This is a genomic window from Rhizobium sp. BK602 (assembly GCF_014195095.1).
In the GTDB taxonomy this organism is placed as follows: domain Bacteria; phylum Pseudomonadota; class Alphaproteobacteria; order Rhizobiales; family Rhizobiaceae; genus Rhizobium.
The window spans coordinates 390646-407245 of the sequence record NZ_JACIBC010000006.1; the positions used below are offsets into that span (position 1 = coordinate 390646).

Annotated in this window: 12 protein-coding genes; 9 read left to right on the forward strand and 3 right to left on the reverse strand. The window is 63.5% G+C overall.

The window, feature by feature from the left end:
- Window positions 1-33: 33 nt before the first annotated feature.
- Window positions 34-945 (reverse strand): LysR family transcriptional regulator, encoded by a 912-nt coding sequence (locus FHX11_RS21060; RefSeq protein ID WP_184360198.1) that lies wholly within the window; start codon window positions 943-945, stop codon window positions 34-36.
- A 233-nt stretch (window positions 946-1178) separates the two neighbouring features.
- Here FHX11_RS21060 and FHX11_RS21065 point away from each other — a divergent pair, with 233 nt between their 5' ends.
- The 7 genes from FHX11_RS21065 to FHX11_RS21095 all read left to right on the forward strand — a co-directional run bounded on the left by FHX11_RS21065 (window position 1179) and on the right by FHX11_RS21095 (window position 12567).
- Window positions 1179-1991, forward strand: a complete 813-nt coding sequence (locus FHX11_RS21065; protein ID WP_184360200.1) for an alpha/beta hydrolase — start codon at window positions 1179-1181, stop codon at window positions 1989-1991.
- Between the two features lie 171 nt (window positions 1992-2162).
- On the forward strand, window positions 2163-3353 hold the full coding sequence (locus tag FHX11_RS21070; RefSeq protein ID WP_184360203.1) for an efflux RND transporter periplasmic adaptor subunit: 1191 nt from the start codon (window positions 2163-2165) through the stop codon (window positions 3351-3353).
- Between the two features lie 129 nt (window positions 3354-3482).
- Window positions 3483-6680: an efflux RND transporter permease subunit gene (locus FHX11_RS21075; protein WP_184360206.1), complete on the forward strand. Its 3198-nt coding sequence runs from the start codon at window positions 3483-3485 to the stop codon at window positions 6678-6680.
- Window positions 6681-6928: 248 nt separating this feature from the next.
- Complete coding sequence (gene denD / locus FHX11_RS21080) at window positions 6929-7915, forward strand: D-erythronate dehydrogenase (RefSeq protein WP_184360209.1); 987 nt, start codon at window positions 6929-6931, stop codon at window positions 7913-7915.
- Window positions 7912-8796: an NAD(P)-dependent oxidoreductase gene (locus FHX11_RS21085; protein ID WP_184360212.1), complete on the forward strand. Its 885-nt coding sequence runs from the start codon at window positions 7912-7914 to the stop codon at window positions 8794-8796. Before denD ends, FHX11_RS21085 begins: the two co-directional genes overlap by 4 nt.
- A gap of 7 nt (window positions 8797-8803) precedes the next feature.
- Window positions 8804-10588: an IlvD/Edd family dehydratase gene (locus FHX11_RS21090; protein ID WP_184360215.1), complete on the forward strand. Its 1785-nt coding sequence runs from the start codon at window positions 8804-8806 to the stop codon at window positions 10586-10588.
- Window positions 10589-10728: 140 nt separating this feature from the next.
- A complete protein-coding gene (locus FHX11_RS21095) occupies window positions 10729-12567 on the forward strand; it encodes a GGDEF domain-containing phosphodiesterase (protein WP_184360218.1) in 1839 nt (612 codons plus the stop codon).
- Here FHX11_RS21095 and FHX11_RS21100 read toward each other — a convergent pair.
- Window positions 12530-13540 (reverse strand): YeiH family protein, encoded by a 1011-nt coding sequence (locus FHX11_RS21100; RefSeq protein WP_184360221.1) that lies wholly within the window; start codon window positions 13538-13540, stop codon window positions 12530-12532. The two genes, FHX11_RS21095 and FHX11_RS21100, sit on opposite strands and share 38 nt — an antisense overlap.
- Before the next feature lie 116 nt (window positions 13541-13656).
- Here FHX11_RS21100 and FHX11_RS21105 point away from each other — a divergent pair, with 116 nt between their 5' ends.
- Window positions 13657-14538 (forward strand): LysR substrate-binding domain-containing protein, encoded by an 882-nt coding sequence (locus FHX11_RS21105; RefSeq protein WP_184360223.1) that lies wholly within the window; start codon window positions 13657-13659, stop codon window positions 14536-14538.
- A gap of 103 nt (window positions 14539-14641) precedes the next feature.
- Here FHX11_RS21105 and FHX11_RS21110 read toward each other — a convergent pair whose 3' ends face one another.
- A complete protein-coding gene (locus tag FHX11_RS21110) occupies window positions 14642-15451 on the reverse strand; it encodes a DeoR/GlpR family DNA-binding transcription regulator (RefSeq protein ID WP_184360226.1) in 810 nt (269 codons plus the stop codon).
- Window positions 15452-15718: 267 nt separating this feature from the next.
- Between FHX11_RS21110 and FHX11_RS21115 the strand changes: the two genes are divergently transcribed.
- A complete protein-coding gene (locus FHX11_RS21115) occupies window positions 15719-16597 on the forward strand; it encodes a choline/ethanolamine kinase family protein (RefSeq protein ID WP_184360229.1) in 879 nt (292 codons plus the stop codon).
- Window positions 16598-16600 lie beyond the last annotated feature (3 nt).

A 16600-nucleotide genomic window follows, 5' to 3' on the forward strand; every position in this document is an offset into this window, starting at 1 on the left:
GCCGGACAAGGGCCGCCTCCCTTAGGGAGGCGGTCAGGCTTCGCTTACCTTGGAGGTCACCAGCAGCTTTGCCAACCAGTCGACGAAGACGCGCACCTTGTTGCTCAGATGCCGGTTCGGGGGATAGACGATGTGCAGCGGTATGGCGGTGCGCGTCCAGCCGGGGAGGACGGGGATGAGGTCGCCCCTGGCGAGTTCGTCGCGGATCATGAACATGGGGGCCTGGGCGATGCCGAGGCCGGCCAGCGCGGCGTTGACGTAGCTGCGGCTGTCGTTGACCGAAAGAATGTAGCGCGGGCTGATTTCCAGCGATTCATTGCCGCGCTGAAATTCGAAGGGGATGACCCGTCCGGTTTGGGCGCGGAAATAGCTGACGGCATAATGCGTGCTCTCCAGCTCCTCCGGCCGTTCGGGCAGGCCGAACTTCTCGATGTAACGGGGAGCGGCACAGGTGATGAGCGGTATCTCACCCACCCGCCGGGCAATCAAGGACTGATCGCTCGGCATGCCGGCGCGCAGCGCGCAGTCGACATTCTCCGCCAGGTAATCCACCAGCCGGTCGCCGACGCCGAGGTCGATATGGATATCCGGATAGCGCTGATAGAAATCGCAAAGCGCCGGCATGATGATCTTTTCGGCGAAGGCGCCGGCCATTTCGACGCGCAGGCGGCCGCTTGGCAGGCTCTGCGAATTGCTGACGCTGCCGTCCAGCTCGTCGATCTCGGACAGGATCTGGACCGCGCGTTCATAGTAGAGCGCGCCATCGGTCGTCACCATGACCCGCCGTGTCGTGCGGTTCAGGAGCTTGGCATGCAGATGCGCCTCGAGCGACTGGATGAGCGTCGTCACTGTCGCCTTCGGCATGGAAAGAGTTGCAGCGGCGCGGGTGAAATTGCCTGTCTCCACCACGCGCGCGAAGGCCCGCATTGCTGATAGCTGGTCCATTTCATGATGCCCTAAGACCACGAAGAAAGCGGTCGATTGTTTGATTTTATGAACAGTCTTATCGAATATAGGCTACTTATTCTAGCAGCGGAATAACAATATGTTGTTCTCATGATTGTTGCAATGCGGCAAGGGGGCGCCGGACGTCGCATTATCGGGAACGTAATCGCCAAGCCGGGAAAAAGGCTTTAGGAAGAGATCACGTTCGATCGAATAGACAAGGATATGAGTTCATGAGCGCGCCGTGGAAAGACGTGATGCTGGAAAACGTGCCCACGGGGCCGGTGGCAGCGAGGGTCTACAACGGCGAAGGTCTCAAGAAGGCGGCACCCATCGTGCTTTATCTGCATGGTGGCGCCTTTTTCGACACCGAACATGCAACCGAGCGACCGGTTGCCGCGAGTCTTGCGGAAGCCGGTGCAATCGTCGTCGCCGCTGATTACAGCAGCGGCAACCACAATGCCTTTCCGCAGGTGCTGGAATGCGCTTACGGAATTCTCGCCTATCTCAGCAACAAGCGGAACATGCTTGCGCTGGGCGGCGCGAAGAAATCGCTGCTGTTTGTCGCCGGTGAGGAATCGGGTGGCAACATCGCAGCGGGTGTGGCTTTGAAGGCGCGTGATCAGATGCCTGGTTCGCTCGACGGACAGGTGTTGATATCGCCTTTGCTCGATCCCTTCATGGGGTCGAAATCTTTCCTCCGGGCGGAGGAAAGCGGCATGCGCGAGCGCTGGACGGAGGGCTGGAACCGATACCTGGGTTTCCTGGGCGGTGTCTGCCATCCCTATGCGGCGCCTCGATACTGTTCGCGGCTTTCGGGCCTCGCGCCGGCATTGGTGCTCACGGCCGAGGACGACCCGCTCCGCGACGAGAGCATGGAATACGGTAGCCGTCTCAAAGCAGCCGGCGTCCGTGTTCGCCAGCAAGTCCTCCCCGCCGGGACAGGCTGGCCCACTCTCTACGGCGGGCATTCGAAGGACAAGGCTTCGTGGCAGCAGGATGTTTGCTGCTGTTTCAAGGGTTTTGTCGAGGAAGTGCAGGCTTGACCGACGCGAGCATCCCGCTCGTGAAAGAGACCGCGGATCTGGAAGTGATGTCCCGGACATGAAGAGCGGGAACGATCGCCGCGCAAATGCGCCGCGCGCCGAAGCCTGACGATTGAACGATAGGAATTTTCGGCCTCGTGTCCCAAGCCGGGGCCAATAGGAGAGACTAACATGAAGTCCAACGGTAAGCGCTGGGCCCTGTGGGGCGCCGGTTTGAGTATTGCTGCGCTTGTCGCAGGCGCGGCCGCCTATCTGGATATGCCGCGCGGTGCCCAGGCGACGGAAGCTTCGGCCCCGGCCGCGGCACCCGCCATCCCCGTCACGGTTGCCGCCGTGCAGGCGAAGGACATTACGACGTGGCAGGAGTTTTCCGGCCGTCTCGAAGCCATCGACCGCGTCGAGGTCCGCCCGCGCGTGGCCGGCGCCATCGAGTCTGTGCATTTCCGCGAAGGCGCCCTGGTCAAGCAGGGCGACCTGCTGGTGACGATCGATCCCGCACCCTATGAGGCGGCCGTCGCCCAGGCCCAGGCGCAAGTCGGCGCGGCAAAGGCCCGGCTCGATCTTACCAAGGTCGAAGTCGGCCGTGGCCAGAAGCTCTTCGACAATAAGACGATTTCGCAGAGCGACATGGACACGCGTTCCAGCAACTATGCCGAGGCAGACGCCAATCTGAAGGCGGCCCAGGCCAGCCTGCAGACGGCGCAGCTCAACCTCGATTATACCCAGGTCCGCGCGCCGATCGCCGGCCGTGTCGGCAAGATCGCCGTCACCGTCGGCAACCTCGTCGCCGCCGGTTCCACCTCGCCGGCCCTGACGACGCTGGTTTCGGTCGATCCGATCTATGCGAGCTTCAATGCCAACGAGCAGACCGTGACGGAGGCGCTGGCGCAGCTTCCGGCCAGCGATGGTGCGGCGCCGCCGGTCGAGCAGATCCCCGTCCAGATCGGCACCGCCAGCGACAACGGCACGCCGATCACCGGCAAGCTGCAATTGATCGACAATGAAGTGGATGCGGCCAGCGGCACGGTCAGCGTGCGCGCCGTCTTCGACAATCCCGGCGGGCGTCTGATCCCGGGCCAGTTCGTGCGCGTGCGCATGGGCCAGCCGAAGGCCGAGAGCAAGCTGGTCATCAGCGAGCGCGCGATCGGCACCGATCAGGACAAGAAGTTCGTCTTCGTGGTCGATGGCGACAACAAGGTGGTCTACCGCCAGATCACCCTTGGCGATACCGCCGAAGGCCAGCGCATCGTCGAGGCCGGCCTGAACGCCGGCGACCGGGTGATCGTCAACGGCCTGCAGCGGGTTCGCCCGGGGGCCGTCGTCGATCCCAAGCTCGAAGAGAAGGTTGCGGCCGCGCAGTGACGATGTTGCCGGGAGGCAGCTCCTCCCGGCCGCCGTCTCAATGTTCCGATTTTTGATCCGCTCGTGGGGCTTCGCGCCCACGGGCATGGACCTCGTGTCCTCCAATTCACCCCTGGAGAGGGTTCTGCCATGAACATCTCAAGATTTTTCGTCGATCGTCCGGTGTTTGCCGGTGTGCTGTCGATCCTCATCGTGGTCGCCGGCCTGATCGGTCTTCGGCTGCTGCCGATTTCGGAATATCCGGAAGTCGTGCCGCCGTCGATCGTCGTCACCGCGCAATATCCCGGCGCCAATCCCAAGGTTATCGCCGAAACGGTGGCGACACCGATCGAAGAGCAGATCAACGGCGTCGAAGGCATGCTTTACATGAGCAGCCAGGCGACATCCGACGGTTTGATGACGCTGACGGTCACCTTCAAGCTCGGCACCGATCCGGACAAGGCGCAGCAGCTCGTGCAGAACCGCGTCTCGCAGGCCGAACCGCGCCTGCCGCAGAACGTGCGCGATCTCGGCATCACCACGGTCAAGAGCTCGCCGGACCTGATGATGGTGGTCAACCTCATCTCGCCGGATAACCGTTACGACATCACCTATCTGCGCAACTACGCCACTCTGAACATCAAGGACCGGCTTGCCCGTATCGACGGCGTCGGCCAGGTCCGCGTCTTCGGATCGGGCGATTATTCCATGCGCGTCTGGGTCGATCCGCAGAAGGCGGCCGAACGGGGTCTTGCCGCAAGCGACATCGCCAACGCCATTCGCGCGCAGAACATCCAGGCAGCAGCCGGCATCATCGGCCAGTCGCCAAGCGTTCCCGGCATCGACGTGCAGCTCAACGTCAATGCCCAGGGCCGTCTGACGACGCCGGAGGAATTCGGCAACATCATCGTCAAGAGCGGTAGCAATGGCGAGATCACGCGTCTGCACGACGTCGCGCGCATCGAACTCGGCGCGGCGGACTATTCGCTGCGCTCGCTGCTCGACGGCAAGCCGGCCGTGGCCGTCCCCGTCTTCCAGTCACCGGGCTCCAACGCCATCACCATCTCGGACAATGTCGTCAAGACCATGAACGAGCTGCAGACGGCCATGCCTGATGGCGTGAAGTACGAGATCGTCTACGACACCACGCAGTTCGTGCGGTCGTCGATCGACAAGGTCGTGCACACGCTGCTGGAAGCCATCGCGCTCGTCGTCATCGTCGTCATCCTGTTCCTGCAGACATGGCGCGCCTCGATCATCCCCCTGATCGCCGTTCCGGTATCGATCATCGGTACTTTCGCGGTGATGTACGTCGCCGGCTTCTCGATCAACGCGCTCAGCCTCTTCGGCCTGGTGCTGGCGATCGGTATCGTCGTCGACGATGCCATCGTGGTCGTGGAAAACGTCGAGCGCAACATCGAGAACGGGCTCAGCCCGCGCGACGCGACCTACCGCGCCATGCGGGAAGTCTCCGGCCCGATCATCGCGATCGCGCTGGTGCTGGTCGCCGTCTTCGTGCCGCTCGCCTTCATCTCCGGCCTGTCGGGTCAGTTCTATCGTCAGTTCGCCCTGACGATCGCGATCTCGACCGTCATCTCCGCCTTCAACTCGCTGACGCTGTCGCCGGCGCTGGCGGCGATGCTGCTCAGGGATCATCATGCGCCGAAGGACGTGCTGACGCGCGTCATGGATGCCACCCTCGGCTGGTTCTTCCGCGGCTTCAACAGGGTGTTCCACCGCGGTTCCAACGCTTATGGCAAGGGCGTCGGCGGCATCCTGTCGCTAAAGAGCCTGGTCATGATCATCTATCTCGCCCTCATCGGCGCGACCTACTATCTGTTCCAGGCCGTGCCGGGCGGCTTCGTGCCGCAGCAGGACAAGCAGTATCTGATCGGCTTCGCGCAGCTTCCCGACGGCGCCACCCTCGACCGCACGGATGATGTCATCCAGCGGATGAGCAAGATCGCGCTGGAACAGCCGGGCGTCGAACATGCGATCGCCTTCCCGGGCCTATCGATCAACGGTTTCACCAACTCCTCCAACGCCGGCATCGTCTTCGTGACGCTGAAGGCATTCGAGGAGCGGACGACGCCGGATCTGTCGGGTGGCGCCATCGCCATGCAGCTGAACCAGAAGTTCGGTGCGATCCAGGATGCCTTTATCGCCATGTTCCCGCCACCGCCCGTTCAGGGCCTCGGCACGACCGGCGGCTTCAAGATGCAGATCGAGGACCGTGCCGGTCTCGGCTATCAGGCGCTCGACGAAGCCAACAAGGCATTCCTCGCCAAGGCCTACCAGACGCCGGAACTGGCCGGCCTGTTCTCGAGCTACCAGATCAACGTGCCGCAGCTCTTCGCCGATCTCGATCGCGCCAAGGCCGAGCAGCTCGGCGTCTCGGTGACCGATGTCTTCGACACGCTGCAGATCTATCTGGGCTCTCTCTATGTCAACGACTTCAATGCCTTCGGCCGTACCTACAGCGTGCGTGTGCAGGCGGACGCCAAGTTCCGTTCGCATGCGAGCGATATCGGCCAGTTGAAGGTCCGTTCGGCATCCGGCCAGATGATCCCGCTGTCTGCGCTTCTGAAGGTCGAGGCCAGTACCGGTCCGGAACGGACGACGCGTTACAACGGCTTCCTTGCCGCCGACATCAATGGCGGTCCGGCGCCGGGCTTCTCGTCCGGTCAGGCGCAGGCTGCCGTCGAGCGCATCGCCGACGAAACCTTGCCGAAGGGTATCGGTTTCGAGTGGACGGATCTGACCTACCAGCAGATCCTGGCCGGTAGCTCGGGCATCATAATCTTCCCGCTGGCCCTGCTGCTCGTCTACCTCGTGCTGGCCGCCCAGTACGAAAGCGTCACCCTGCCGCTTGCGATCGTGATGATCGTGCCGATGGGCGTGCTGGCCGCCTTGACGGGCGTCTGGCTGACGGGCGGCGACAACAACATCTTCACGCAGATCGGCCTGATGGTGTTGGTGGGCTTGTCGGCGAAGAACGCGATCCTGATCGTGGAATTCGCCCGCGAGCTGGAATTCGAGGGCCGCACGCCCGTTCAGGCCGCGATCGAGGCCAGCCGCCTGCGTCTGCGCCCGATCCTGATGACCTCCATGGCCTTCATCATGGGCGTCGTGCCGCTGGTCACCTCGACCGGAGCCGGTGCCGAGATGCGCGCTGCCATGGGTGTCGCGGTGTTTGCCGGCATGATCGGCGTCACCTTCTTCGGCATCTTCATGACGCCGGTGTTCTACGTGCTGATTCGCAGGGCAACCGGCAACCGTCCGCTGAAGCAGCATCACAGCAACGACAACGATCATTCGGCGGAGGTGCTCCCGATCGCCGCCGAATAGGGATGCCGTGTCGGGTAGTACCCTAATGCCCGGCATGGCATGGGCGGGACCGCAAGGTCCCGCCCTCTTTCGTTCTCGTGGGGCAATTTTTCCGTTTCGGCTGATCTGTTTTTCAAAGATTTTGATGCTCGCCCGCCAATTTCGTTTGCATGCTGACGCCATGGGTTTATCAAGCACATAGGCATATTGACTGACGTACATCGGGCCGGAGGAGCTGCCCCGCTGAGCGTCATTGCGATGGAGGATGCATGCATATCGCCATTATCGGAGCAGCCGGCATGATTGGCCGGAAACTGACGGTTCGGCTGGTGGCCGACGGTGGCCTTGGGGCGCGCGGGATCGATCGGCTGACGCTGGTCGACGTGATCGCGCCGCCGCAGCCGGAAGGCTTTGGCGGTAAGGTCGATGCCTATGCCGCGGATCTGTCCGCGGCCGGGGCCGCGGAGACGATCGTGGCCCAGAGGCCCGACGTCATCTTCCATCTTGCCGCCATCGTCTCGGGCGAGGCGGAACTCGATTTCGACAAGGGCTACCGCATCAATCTCGATGGGACGCGGCAGTTGTTCGAAGCCATCCGGGCTGCCAATGCCGAGGATGGATATAGACCGCGCGTCGTCTTCACCTCGTCCTGCGCCGTCTTCGGTTCGCCTTTCCCGACGCCCATTCCGGACGATTTCCACCTGACGCCGCTCACCAGCTACGGCACGCAGAAGGCGATGAGCGAGTTGCTGCTGGCCGACTATTCGCGGCGCGGCTTCCTCGACGGTATCGGCATCCGCCTGCCGACCATCTGCATTCGTCCCGGCAAGCCGAACCGTGCCGCTTCCGGCTTCTTCTCGGGCATCCTGCGTGAACCGCTGATCGGCCTGGAGGCCGTATTGCCCGTTCCGGAAGAGGTGCGTCACTGGCATGCCTCGCCGCGCTCGGCGGTTGGCTTCCTCGTTCACGGCGCGACGATCGATCTCGCGCCGCTCGGCGTCCAGCGCAGCCTGTCCATGCCCGGCGTCAGCGCCACTGTCGGCGAGCAGATCGAGGCACTGCGCCGCGCCGCCGGCGACAAGGCGGTCAAGCTGATCCGCCGCGAACCGGACGAGCTGATCATGCGCATCGTCTCCGGCTGGGCTCAGGGCTTCACCGCGACACGGGCGCGGGAGCTCGGCTTTACGGCGGAAAGCTCGTTCGACGAGATCATCCGCGTGCATATCGATGACGAGCTGGGAGGGCGGCTGCCATGACCGACCGGAAGATCGCGTTCCTCGGAACCGGCTTGATGGGCGCGCCGATGGCGCGGCGCCTTCTCGGCGCGGGCTTTAATGTGAGCGTCTGGAACCGGGACCGCAGCAAGGCCGACGCACTGGCGGCCGATGGCGCGACGGTGGCCACGACCGCGGCGGAAGCGGCCGAGGGTGCGTCGGTGCTGTTCACCATGCTGACCAATGGCGGCGCGGTGGGTGAAGTCCTGTTCAACAGCGGGGTGGCGGATGTGCTGAAGCCCGGCGCCATCGTGGTCGACAACAGCTCGATCCCGCCGCCGGTCGCCCGCGAGCACGCGGCCAAATTGGCCGAGCGCGGCATTCGACACATCGATGCGCCGGTTTCGGGCGGCGTGGTCGGGGCGGCTGCCGGGACGCTGGCGATCATGGCCGGCGGCGACGCCGGCGTCATCGACAGCATCCGCGACGTCCTGGCGCCGCTTGGGCGCGTCACCCATGTCGGACCGAGCGGCACCGGCCAGCTCGCCAAGCTCGGCAATCAGCAGATCGTCGCCGTCACCATCGGCGCCGTTGCCGAGGCGATGCTGCTGGTCGAGGCCGGTGGCGGTTCGCGCGAAGCGTTTCGCGCCGCCATTCGCGGCGGTTTTGCCGAAAGCCGCATCCTCGATCTGCATGGCCAGCGCATGATCGATCGCAATTTCGTGCCCGGCGGCAGCTCGCGCAACCAGTTGAAGGATCTCGACACCGTGCTTGCCGTCGCGCAAAGCCTGTCGCTGCATCTGCCGCTGACCGAGGCCGTCAGGGCGGAATTCGCCGAATTCGTCGAGAACGGCGGCGCCGAGGTCGATCACAGCGGCCTGCTGTCGCATCTGGAAGAGAAGAACGCCCGAGAAAAGGTCTGAGGAAGAGATGAGCGACAAAGCTGGGAGCAAGCGGCGCCTGCGTTCGCAGGATTGGTTCGACAATCCCGATCACATCGACATGACGGCGCTCTATCTCGAGCGCTTCATGAATTACGGCATCACGCCGGAGGAGCTGCGGTCTGGCAAGCCGATCATCGGCATCGCCCAGAGTGGCAGCGATCTGACGCCCTGCAACCGTCATCATCTCGATCTTGCCAAGCGCGTCCGCGACGGTATCCGCGACGCCGGCGGCATTCCGATCGAATTCCCGACCCATCCGATGTTCGAGAACTGCAAGCGTCCGACGGCGGCGCTCGACCGCAATCTTGCCTATCTCGGCCTGGTGGAAGTGCTCTACGGCTACCCGCTCGACGGCGTCGTGTTGACGACCGGCTGCGACAAGACCACGCCGTCGGCGCTGATGGCGGCCTCCACCGTCAATATTCCGGCGATCGTGCTCTCCGGCGGGCCGATGCTGGACGGCTGGCACGATGGTGAGCTGGCCGGGTCCGGCACGGTGATCTGGCGTTCGCGCCGCAAGCTCGCGGCAGGCGAGATCGACGAAGAGGAGTTCATGGAGGCATCGCTCGCCTCGGCGCCCTCCATCGGCCATTGCAACACCATGGGCACGGCCTCGACCATGAATGCCATGGCCGAGGCGCTCGGCATGTCGCTCACCGGCTGCGCGGCCATCCCTGGCGCCTATCGCGAACGCGGGCAGATGGCCTATCGCACCGGGCGGCGGGCGGTCGAGCTGGTGCTTGCCGACATCAAGCCGTCCGACGTACTGACGCGCCAGGCCTTTCTCAATGCCATTCGGGTCAACTCGGCCATCGGCGGATCGACCAATGCGCAGCCGCATATCGCCGCGATGGCCAAGCATGCCGGCGTCGAGCTTCATCCCGAGGATTGGCAGGTGCACGGCTTCGATATTCCGCTGCTTGCCAATGTGCAGCCGGCGGGCGCCTATCTTGGCGAGCGCTTCCATCGCGCCGGCGGCGTGCCGGCCATCATGTGGGAGCTGCTGCAGGCGGGCAAGCTCGACGGCGACTGTCCGACCGTGACGGGGAAGACGATGGCGGACAATCTGAAGGGGCGCGAGGCGACCGACCGCGAGGTCATCCGCCCCTATGCCGATCCGCTCAAGGAGCGGGCGGGCTTCCTGGTGCTGAAGGGCAACCTCTTCGATTTCGCCATCATGAAGATGAGCGTCGTTTCGCAGGAGTTCCGTAGCCGCTACCTGCAGGAGCCGGGCCGCGAAGGCGTGTTCGAGGGCAGGGCCGTGGTCTTCGACGGCTCGGAGGATTATCACAGGCGGATCAACGATGCCGATCTCGGCATCGATGAGAATACCATCCTGGTTATCCGCGGCGCCGGCCCGATCGGCTGGCCGGGGTCCGCCGAGGTGGTCAACATGCAGCCGCCGGACGCGCTGCTGAAGCGCGGCATCCGCAGCCTTCCGACCATCGGCGACGGCCGCCAGTCCGGCACCGCCGACAGTCCTTCGATCCTCAATGCCTCGCCGGAAAGTGCGGCCGGCGGCGGGCTTGCCTGGGTCAGGACCGGCGACGTCATCCGCATCGATTTCAATCACGGCCGTTGCGACATGCTGGTGGACGAGGCGGAAATCGCGCGGCGCAAGGGCGACGGCATTCCCGCCGTGCCGCCGGACGCGACGCCCTGGCAGCGCATCTACCGCCGCTCGGTCACGCAGCTTTCCGACGGCGCGGTGCTCGACGGCGCCGCCGATTTCCGCGATATTGCCAGCAATCCTCCGCGTCACAATCATTAACCACAAAATGATCCAACATCGGCTGCTGCCCGTTAGCCGTCACCGTCAAGGGATCGTTAACTGTCGTGAAAGGCAGTGATGCAAGGATATCGGCAAAAATAATCCAGACTTTCCAAGTGTCCGGAGGGGGTTCGAACTCGGTGAAAGAGGCGGTATCAGGACGATCCGAACGGGAGTTCCAGCACCTTTTGAGGAGGCTGAAACTGGCGCTGGAGACGTCGCAGATCGGTGTTTGGGAGCACGATCTCAACAAGGATGAGGTGCTCTGGGATCAGCAGATGCACAGGCTGTACCAGACTGGCATCACGGAACGCAAAGTGTCGTCGGCGATCTGGATGAATGCCGTTCATCCCGACGATGTCGAGCGCGCCGCCGTCGAGTTCGACGTGGCCGTCAGGGAAAAGGGTCTCTACAATTCGCAATTCCGCATCATCCTTCCGGGTGGCGAGGTGCGCTATCTGCGTTCGCGCGCCCACTTCTTCGAGGGGCCTGACGGCGAACCGTCCTTCATCGGCGCGGAATGGGATGTTACCGCCGACGTCCTGCTCAATCGCGAGCTGACCAATCAGAAGGCCGTCGCCGAAGCCCGTGCTGTCGCGCTGGAGCAGAGCCAGGCGCGCATCGAGCACGCCGCCGACCACGACTATCTGACAGGTCTTCCCAACCGCCGTTATTTCGATCGCCGGCTGGCGGAACTGTGCGCCGATAAAGCGGTGCGGACGCTCACTGTTCTCCATATCGATCTCGATGGTTTCAAGCAGATCAACGACAAATGGGGCCACGCGGCCGGCGATACGACGCTGGAAGTGATCGCGGCCCGAATCTCCGGCGCAACTGCGTCGGGCGATATGGTCGCGCGCATCGGTGGCGACGAATTCGTCGCGGTGCTGGTCGATGTCGAGACGGCGGAAGATGCCGGAACCATTGCCGAAGAGATGCTGCTGCAAGTTCGGCGCCACATACGTTTCGGCTCCGAGACGCTGCAGATGGGCGCCTCGATCGGTGCTGCCTGGAGCCCCATCGAAGAAGCGGGCAATCTGCTGGCGGAATCCGACATCGCTCTCTATCAGGCCAAGAAACTCGGCCGCAACCGCGTGGAGTTCTTTACGCCGAAGCTGCAAACCGACCTGCAGGCCGAGCGGAAATTGGCGGAAGAACTGCGCCTGGCCCTGACGCGCAACGAAATCGTGCCGTTCTACCAGCTGCAAGTGGACGCACACAGCCGTCGGATCATTGGCCTGGAAGCCCTGGCGCGCTGGCAGCATCCGGAAAGAGGGCTGTTGCCGCCTGCCGCATTCCTGCGCGTGGCGGACGAATGCGGGCTGACGGCGGAGATCGACGCGGCCATCCTCAATCGAGCGCTGCTCGACCGCGTCACCTGGACCTCGCAAGGGCTGAAGCCGCCGCGTATCGCCGTCAATATCTCCGCCAGCCGCCTTGCCGATCCGGCATTGATCGAACGGCTGCAGGCGTTGGACATACCGCGTCACGCCATCGTCTTCGAGCTGATCGAGACGATCTTTCTCGATGATCCCGATGCCAGGCTGCTTGCCAATATCGATGCGATCAAGCGCATGGGCATCGAGATCGAAATCGATGATTTCGGCTCCGGCCATGCGTCGCTGATCGGGCTGGTGAAGCTGAAGCCGACGCGGCTGAAGATCGACCGGCAATTGGTGACGGCGATCACCGACTCCGACGAGCAGCGGCGCCTTGTCGGCTCGATCGTGGAGATTGCGAAAGCCCTCAGCGTCGCTGTCATCGCCGAGGGCGTGGAGACCGAGGCGCATGCCCGGCTTCTGGCGCATGCCGGCTGCGATGGGCTGCAGGGTTACGCGATCGGATATCCTTCGCCCGTCAGCGAGATTGCCGCACTGCTGATGGCGGCGCGGAAATCCGGTGCGAAACGGCCTGTTGCCGGCACGGAGCGTGGCCGCAAGCCTAGGGGATCTGCAAGAAAGCAATCAACCCGTAGCTGATGACGCCGAGCATCAGCAGCGACAGCATGGCCGCCGCGATCACCCGGCCGCCGGCGTGGGCGACGGAGCGGATATTGACCGACAGTCCGAGCGCCGCCATGGCGATGACAGTCAATATGTTCGAAACCAGCGCCATCGGTGTCAGCAGTGCGTCGGGGATCAGGCCAAAGGAGCGGAGTGCCATCAACCCCAGAAAGCCGCAGATGAACCAGGGGACGAGCGGGCGGCGATGCGCGGTGGTGGGAGCTTCGGTCTTCGTGATGATGCCAAGCAGGAAGATCACCGGTCCGAGCATCAGCACGCGGATGAGCTTGACGATCGTGCCGGTCTGCACGGCCAGCAGGCCCACCGGTGCGGTCGCTGCCAGGACCTGCGGAACGGCGTAGACGGTCAGGCCGGCCAGTATCCCATATTGCGGCGCGCTCATGCCGGCATGGAAATAAAGCAGCGGCAGCAGGAAGACGGCGGCGACACCGAGGACTGCGGTGAAGGCGAGGGCGGCGGCCGTCTCCTGCGAGCCGGCCTCGATCACCGGGGCGACCGCGACGATGGCCGAATTGCCGCAGATGGAATTGCCGCAGGCGATCAGCGTGGCCAGCTTCGGCGGCAGGCCGAGCAGCCGGCCGGTCGCATAGGTCGCGGCGATCGACAGCACGACGACGAGGGCAATGCCCGCGATCAGCCAGACGCCGGCCTGATCGATCGCCGACAAGCTGATCGAGGCTCCGAGCAGGACGATGGCGATTTCCAGCAGGATCTTGGCACTGAAATCGATGCCGGGGCGCGTGGCGGGTGCAAGGGGCCTTACGGTGCAGACGAGGATGCCGAGAGCGATGGCGAGCACCAGGCTTTCGATCCACCGGCCGCCGAGAATGCTCAGTTCCATATGCTCGCCGGCATAGGCCAGAAGCGCCACCGCGCCGGTAAGGGCCAGACCGGGGAGAAGGACGTTGATCCGTTGGGAAAGAGGCATGCGGCACCGCCATTCGGCTTTTCGGAATTTGCTGTGCCGGGAAAGTCTCATCTCCCGATGTCGACATCCATCGAATATTATCCTATGTTTCATTCGATAAATTAGAATGATTTCCCATGACATTCGAGCAGCTCGCAATTTTCGTCGCCGTCGCGGAGCGGGAGCATCTGACCCATGCCGCCGAGGCGATTCATCTGACGCCTTCGGCGGTCAGCACGGCGATCAAGAACCTCGAGGCCTATTATGGCGTCGAGCTATTTCATCGCGTCGGCCGGCGGATCGAGCTGACCGAGACCGGCCGCATCTTCCTCGGCGAAGCCAGGGCGACGCTGGCGCGGGTTCGCTCGGCCGAGCTGATGCTCACCGAACTCGGCGGCCTGCAGCGCGGCCGGCTCAGCCTGCGCGCCAGCCAGACCATCGCCAGCTATTGGCTGCCGCCGATCCTGATGCGTTTCCGCCGAGACTATCCCGGCATCGATCTCGACCTGACGATCGGCAATACCCGCACTGTCACCGAAGCGGTCATCGAAGGCTCCGCCGAGCTCGGCTTCGTCGAAGGGGAGGTGGATGCGCCGGTCCTGTCCATGAAGATCGTCGCGCAGGATGCGCTCGTCATCGTCGTACCGCCGGATCACCCCTGGGCGGACGGCGCCAAGCTTTGCGCGTCCGACCTTGCCACCGGGACGTCATGGGTGATGCGCGAGGAAGGCTCGGGTACGCGGTCCGAGTTCGAGAATGCGATCCTCAAGCTCGGGGTGTCGTCGCGCGATCTCAACGTGGCCCTGGTGCTGCCATCGAACGAGGCGGTGCTGTCGGCGGTCTGCGCCGGGCAGAGTGCCGCCGCCATTTCCAGTGCTGCGGCGGCGGCCTATCGCGGGCAGGGCCTGCTGGTGCGGGCCGCCTTCGATCTGCCCGCCCGCAGCTTTCGCCTGCTGCGTCACAAGGAGCGTCATGCCAGCAAGGCGGCGCTGACGCTGGAAGCCATGTGCAGGGGTTAGAGCAATTCCAGGAAAAGTGTGCAGCGGTTTTCCGTCCGGAATTGCGTAGAGGCAAAGAGCGAGAACAGATTTGCGATTCCATGAAACGCAGGCCTGTTCTCGCTCAACCTTGCTCCGTCCGGCGCTGGCCGGCGATGACGAGTTCGATGTCGTGGCGCTCGAGCATGGCCCGGATATCCGGCGGCGGCATGTTGTCGGTGACCATCATGTCGTAGATGGCGGGATCGTCGATGATGATCGGGGCGCTGCGGCCGAATTTGGCGCTGTCGGCGACGATGATGCGGTTTTCGGCGTGCCGCGCCGCCTCGCGGGAAAACTCCGCCTCCTCCAGATCGTGCAGCATGAAGCCGGAGGTAGCGTTGACGGCGCCGACGGAGAGCACGGCATGGCGAACATTGAAGCGGCGCAGGAAATTCGTCGCCTCGGTGCCGAAGGCGCCGCCATCGTGGCTGCGCAGCTCGCCGCCGGCGAAGAAGACGCGATTGCCGTTGCGGGTGGCCAGTGCATGCGCCACCGAGACGGCATTGGTGACGACGAACAGGTTCTGGTGCTTCTGCAATGCCACGGCAATGAAGGCCGTGGTGGAGCCGATGTCGAGGAAGATCGTATCGCCATCCTGGATCATCGCCGCGAGGCGGGCGGCGATGAGGCGCTTGGCCTCGGCATTCTCGTTCATGCGGAAATGCAGCGGCGGCTCGATGAAGGAATCCTTGATATGCACGCCGCCATGGACCTTGGTCACGAGGCCATTGGCTTCCAGGCTGCGGATATTGCGGCGGATGGTCTCCTCCGAGACGGACAGCCGGTCGGCGAGGAACTGGATGCGGCTTGCTCCGCCCGCGAGCCTCAGCTCCTCGAGAATTTCGCGTTCCCGATGGTTCGAATGCGGCGGCGTCTGCGACATGTCCGGCATGATCTCGATCCTATCTGGGGCATGATCCGAAGACAACGCGTCCGCCTGCAATCGGCCCGGTTCGGAATTTTTAAGCCAAATCGCGTCAGGGATGAAGCTTTCTGTTGACGCTATCCATAGCTTAATATCGATCCGAACCTCCCTCATTCAGGGCAACTCAACAAAAAGCCTCCTGGCCGTTTCATTTTGTGGCTGGCGCTTGACAGCCCGGCTTTTGTGAGAAACTTTTCCATCCGAAAGTCGCGCAATCGACGCGCTGGAGGGGGGATGGCCGCAACGCCTGAAGACAGGATACAGGCTCTGGGTATCTGGCGCGGGCCGGTCGAGATCGTCCCGCTGGTGGGTGGCATCACCAACCGCAACTATCTGGTTACGGATAGCGGCCGGCGTTTCGTCGTCAGGCTGGGCGCGGATATTCCCGTCCATCATATCAGCCGGGTGAACGAAGTCGCGGCCAGCCGGGCAGCGCATGCGGCGGGGCTGTCGCCCGCCGTCATCCATCACGAGCCCGGCATTCTCGTGCTCGATTATATCGACGGCAAGGCGCTTTCGGCGGCAGATATCCGCGACGCCGCGATGTTTGCGCGTGTCGTGTCGCTCGTGCGCACCTGCCATCGGGACGTCGCCCGGCATTTTCGTGGGAACGCCGCCATCTTCTGGGTCTTCCATGTGGTACGCGACTACGCCGCCTTCCTCGATGAAAAGGGCAGTCGCTATCGGACATCGCTTGCCTCCTTCCTCGATGCGGCAGAGCGTTTGGAGAAAGCGGCCGGCCCCTTCGACATCGCCTTTGGCCATAATGATCTCTTGGCCGCCAATATCCTCGACGACGGCAAGCGCCTCTGGCTGATCGACTGGGACTATGCCGGCTTCAACACGCCGCTCTTCGATCTCGGTGGTCTCGCCTCCAACAATGAATTCTCCGAGGAGCAGGAAGTCCGGATGCTGGAAGCCTATTTCGAGGCGCCGGCGGATGGCGGTCTGCTTCGGCGCTACCAGGCGATGAAATGCGCGTCGCTGCTGCGCGAGACGATGTGGAGCATGGTGTCGGAGATCCATTCCGATATCGATTTCGATTATTCCGCCTATACGAACGAAAATCTGGCACGCTTCGAGCGCGCCTATCGGTCATTCCGGGAAGCTTGAGGT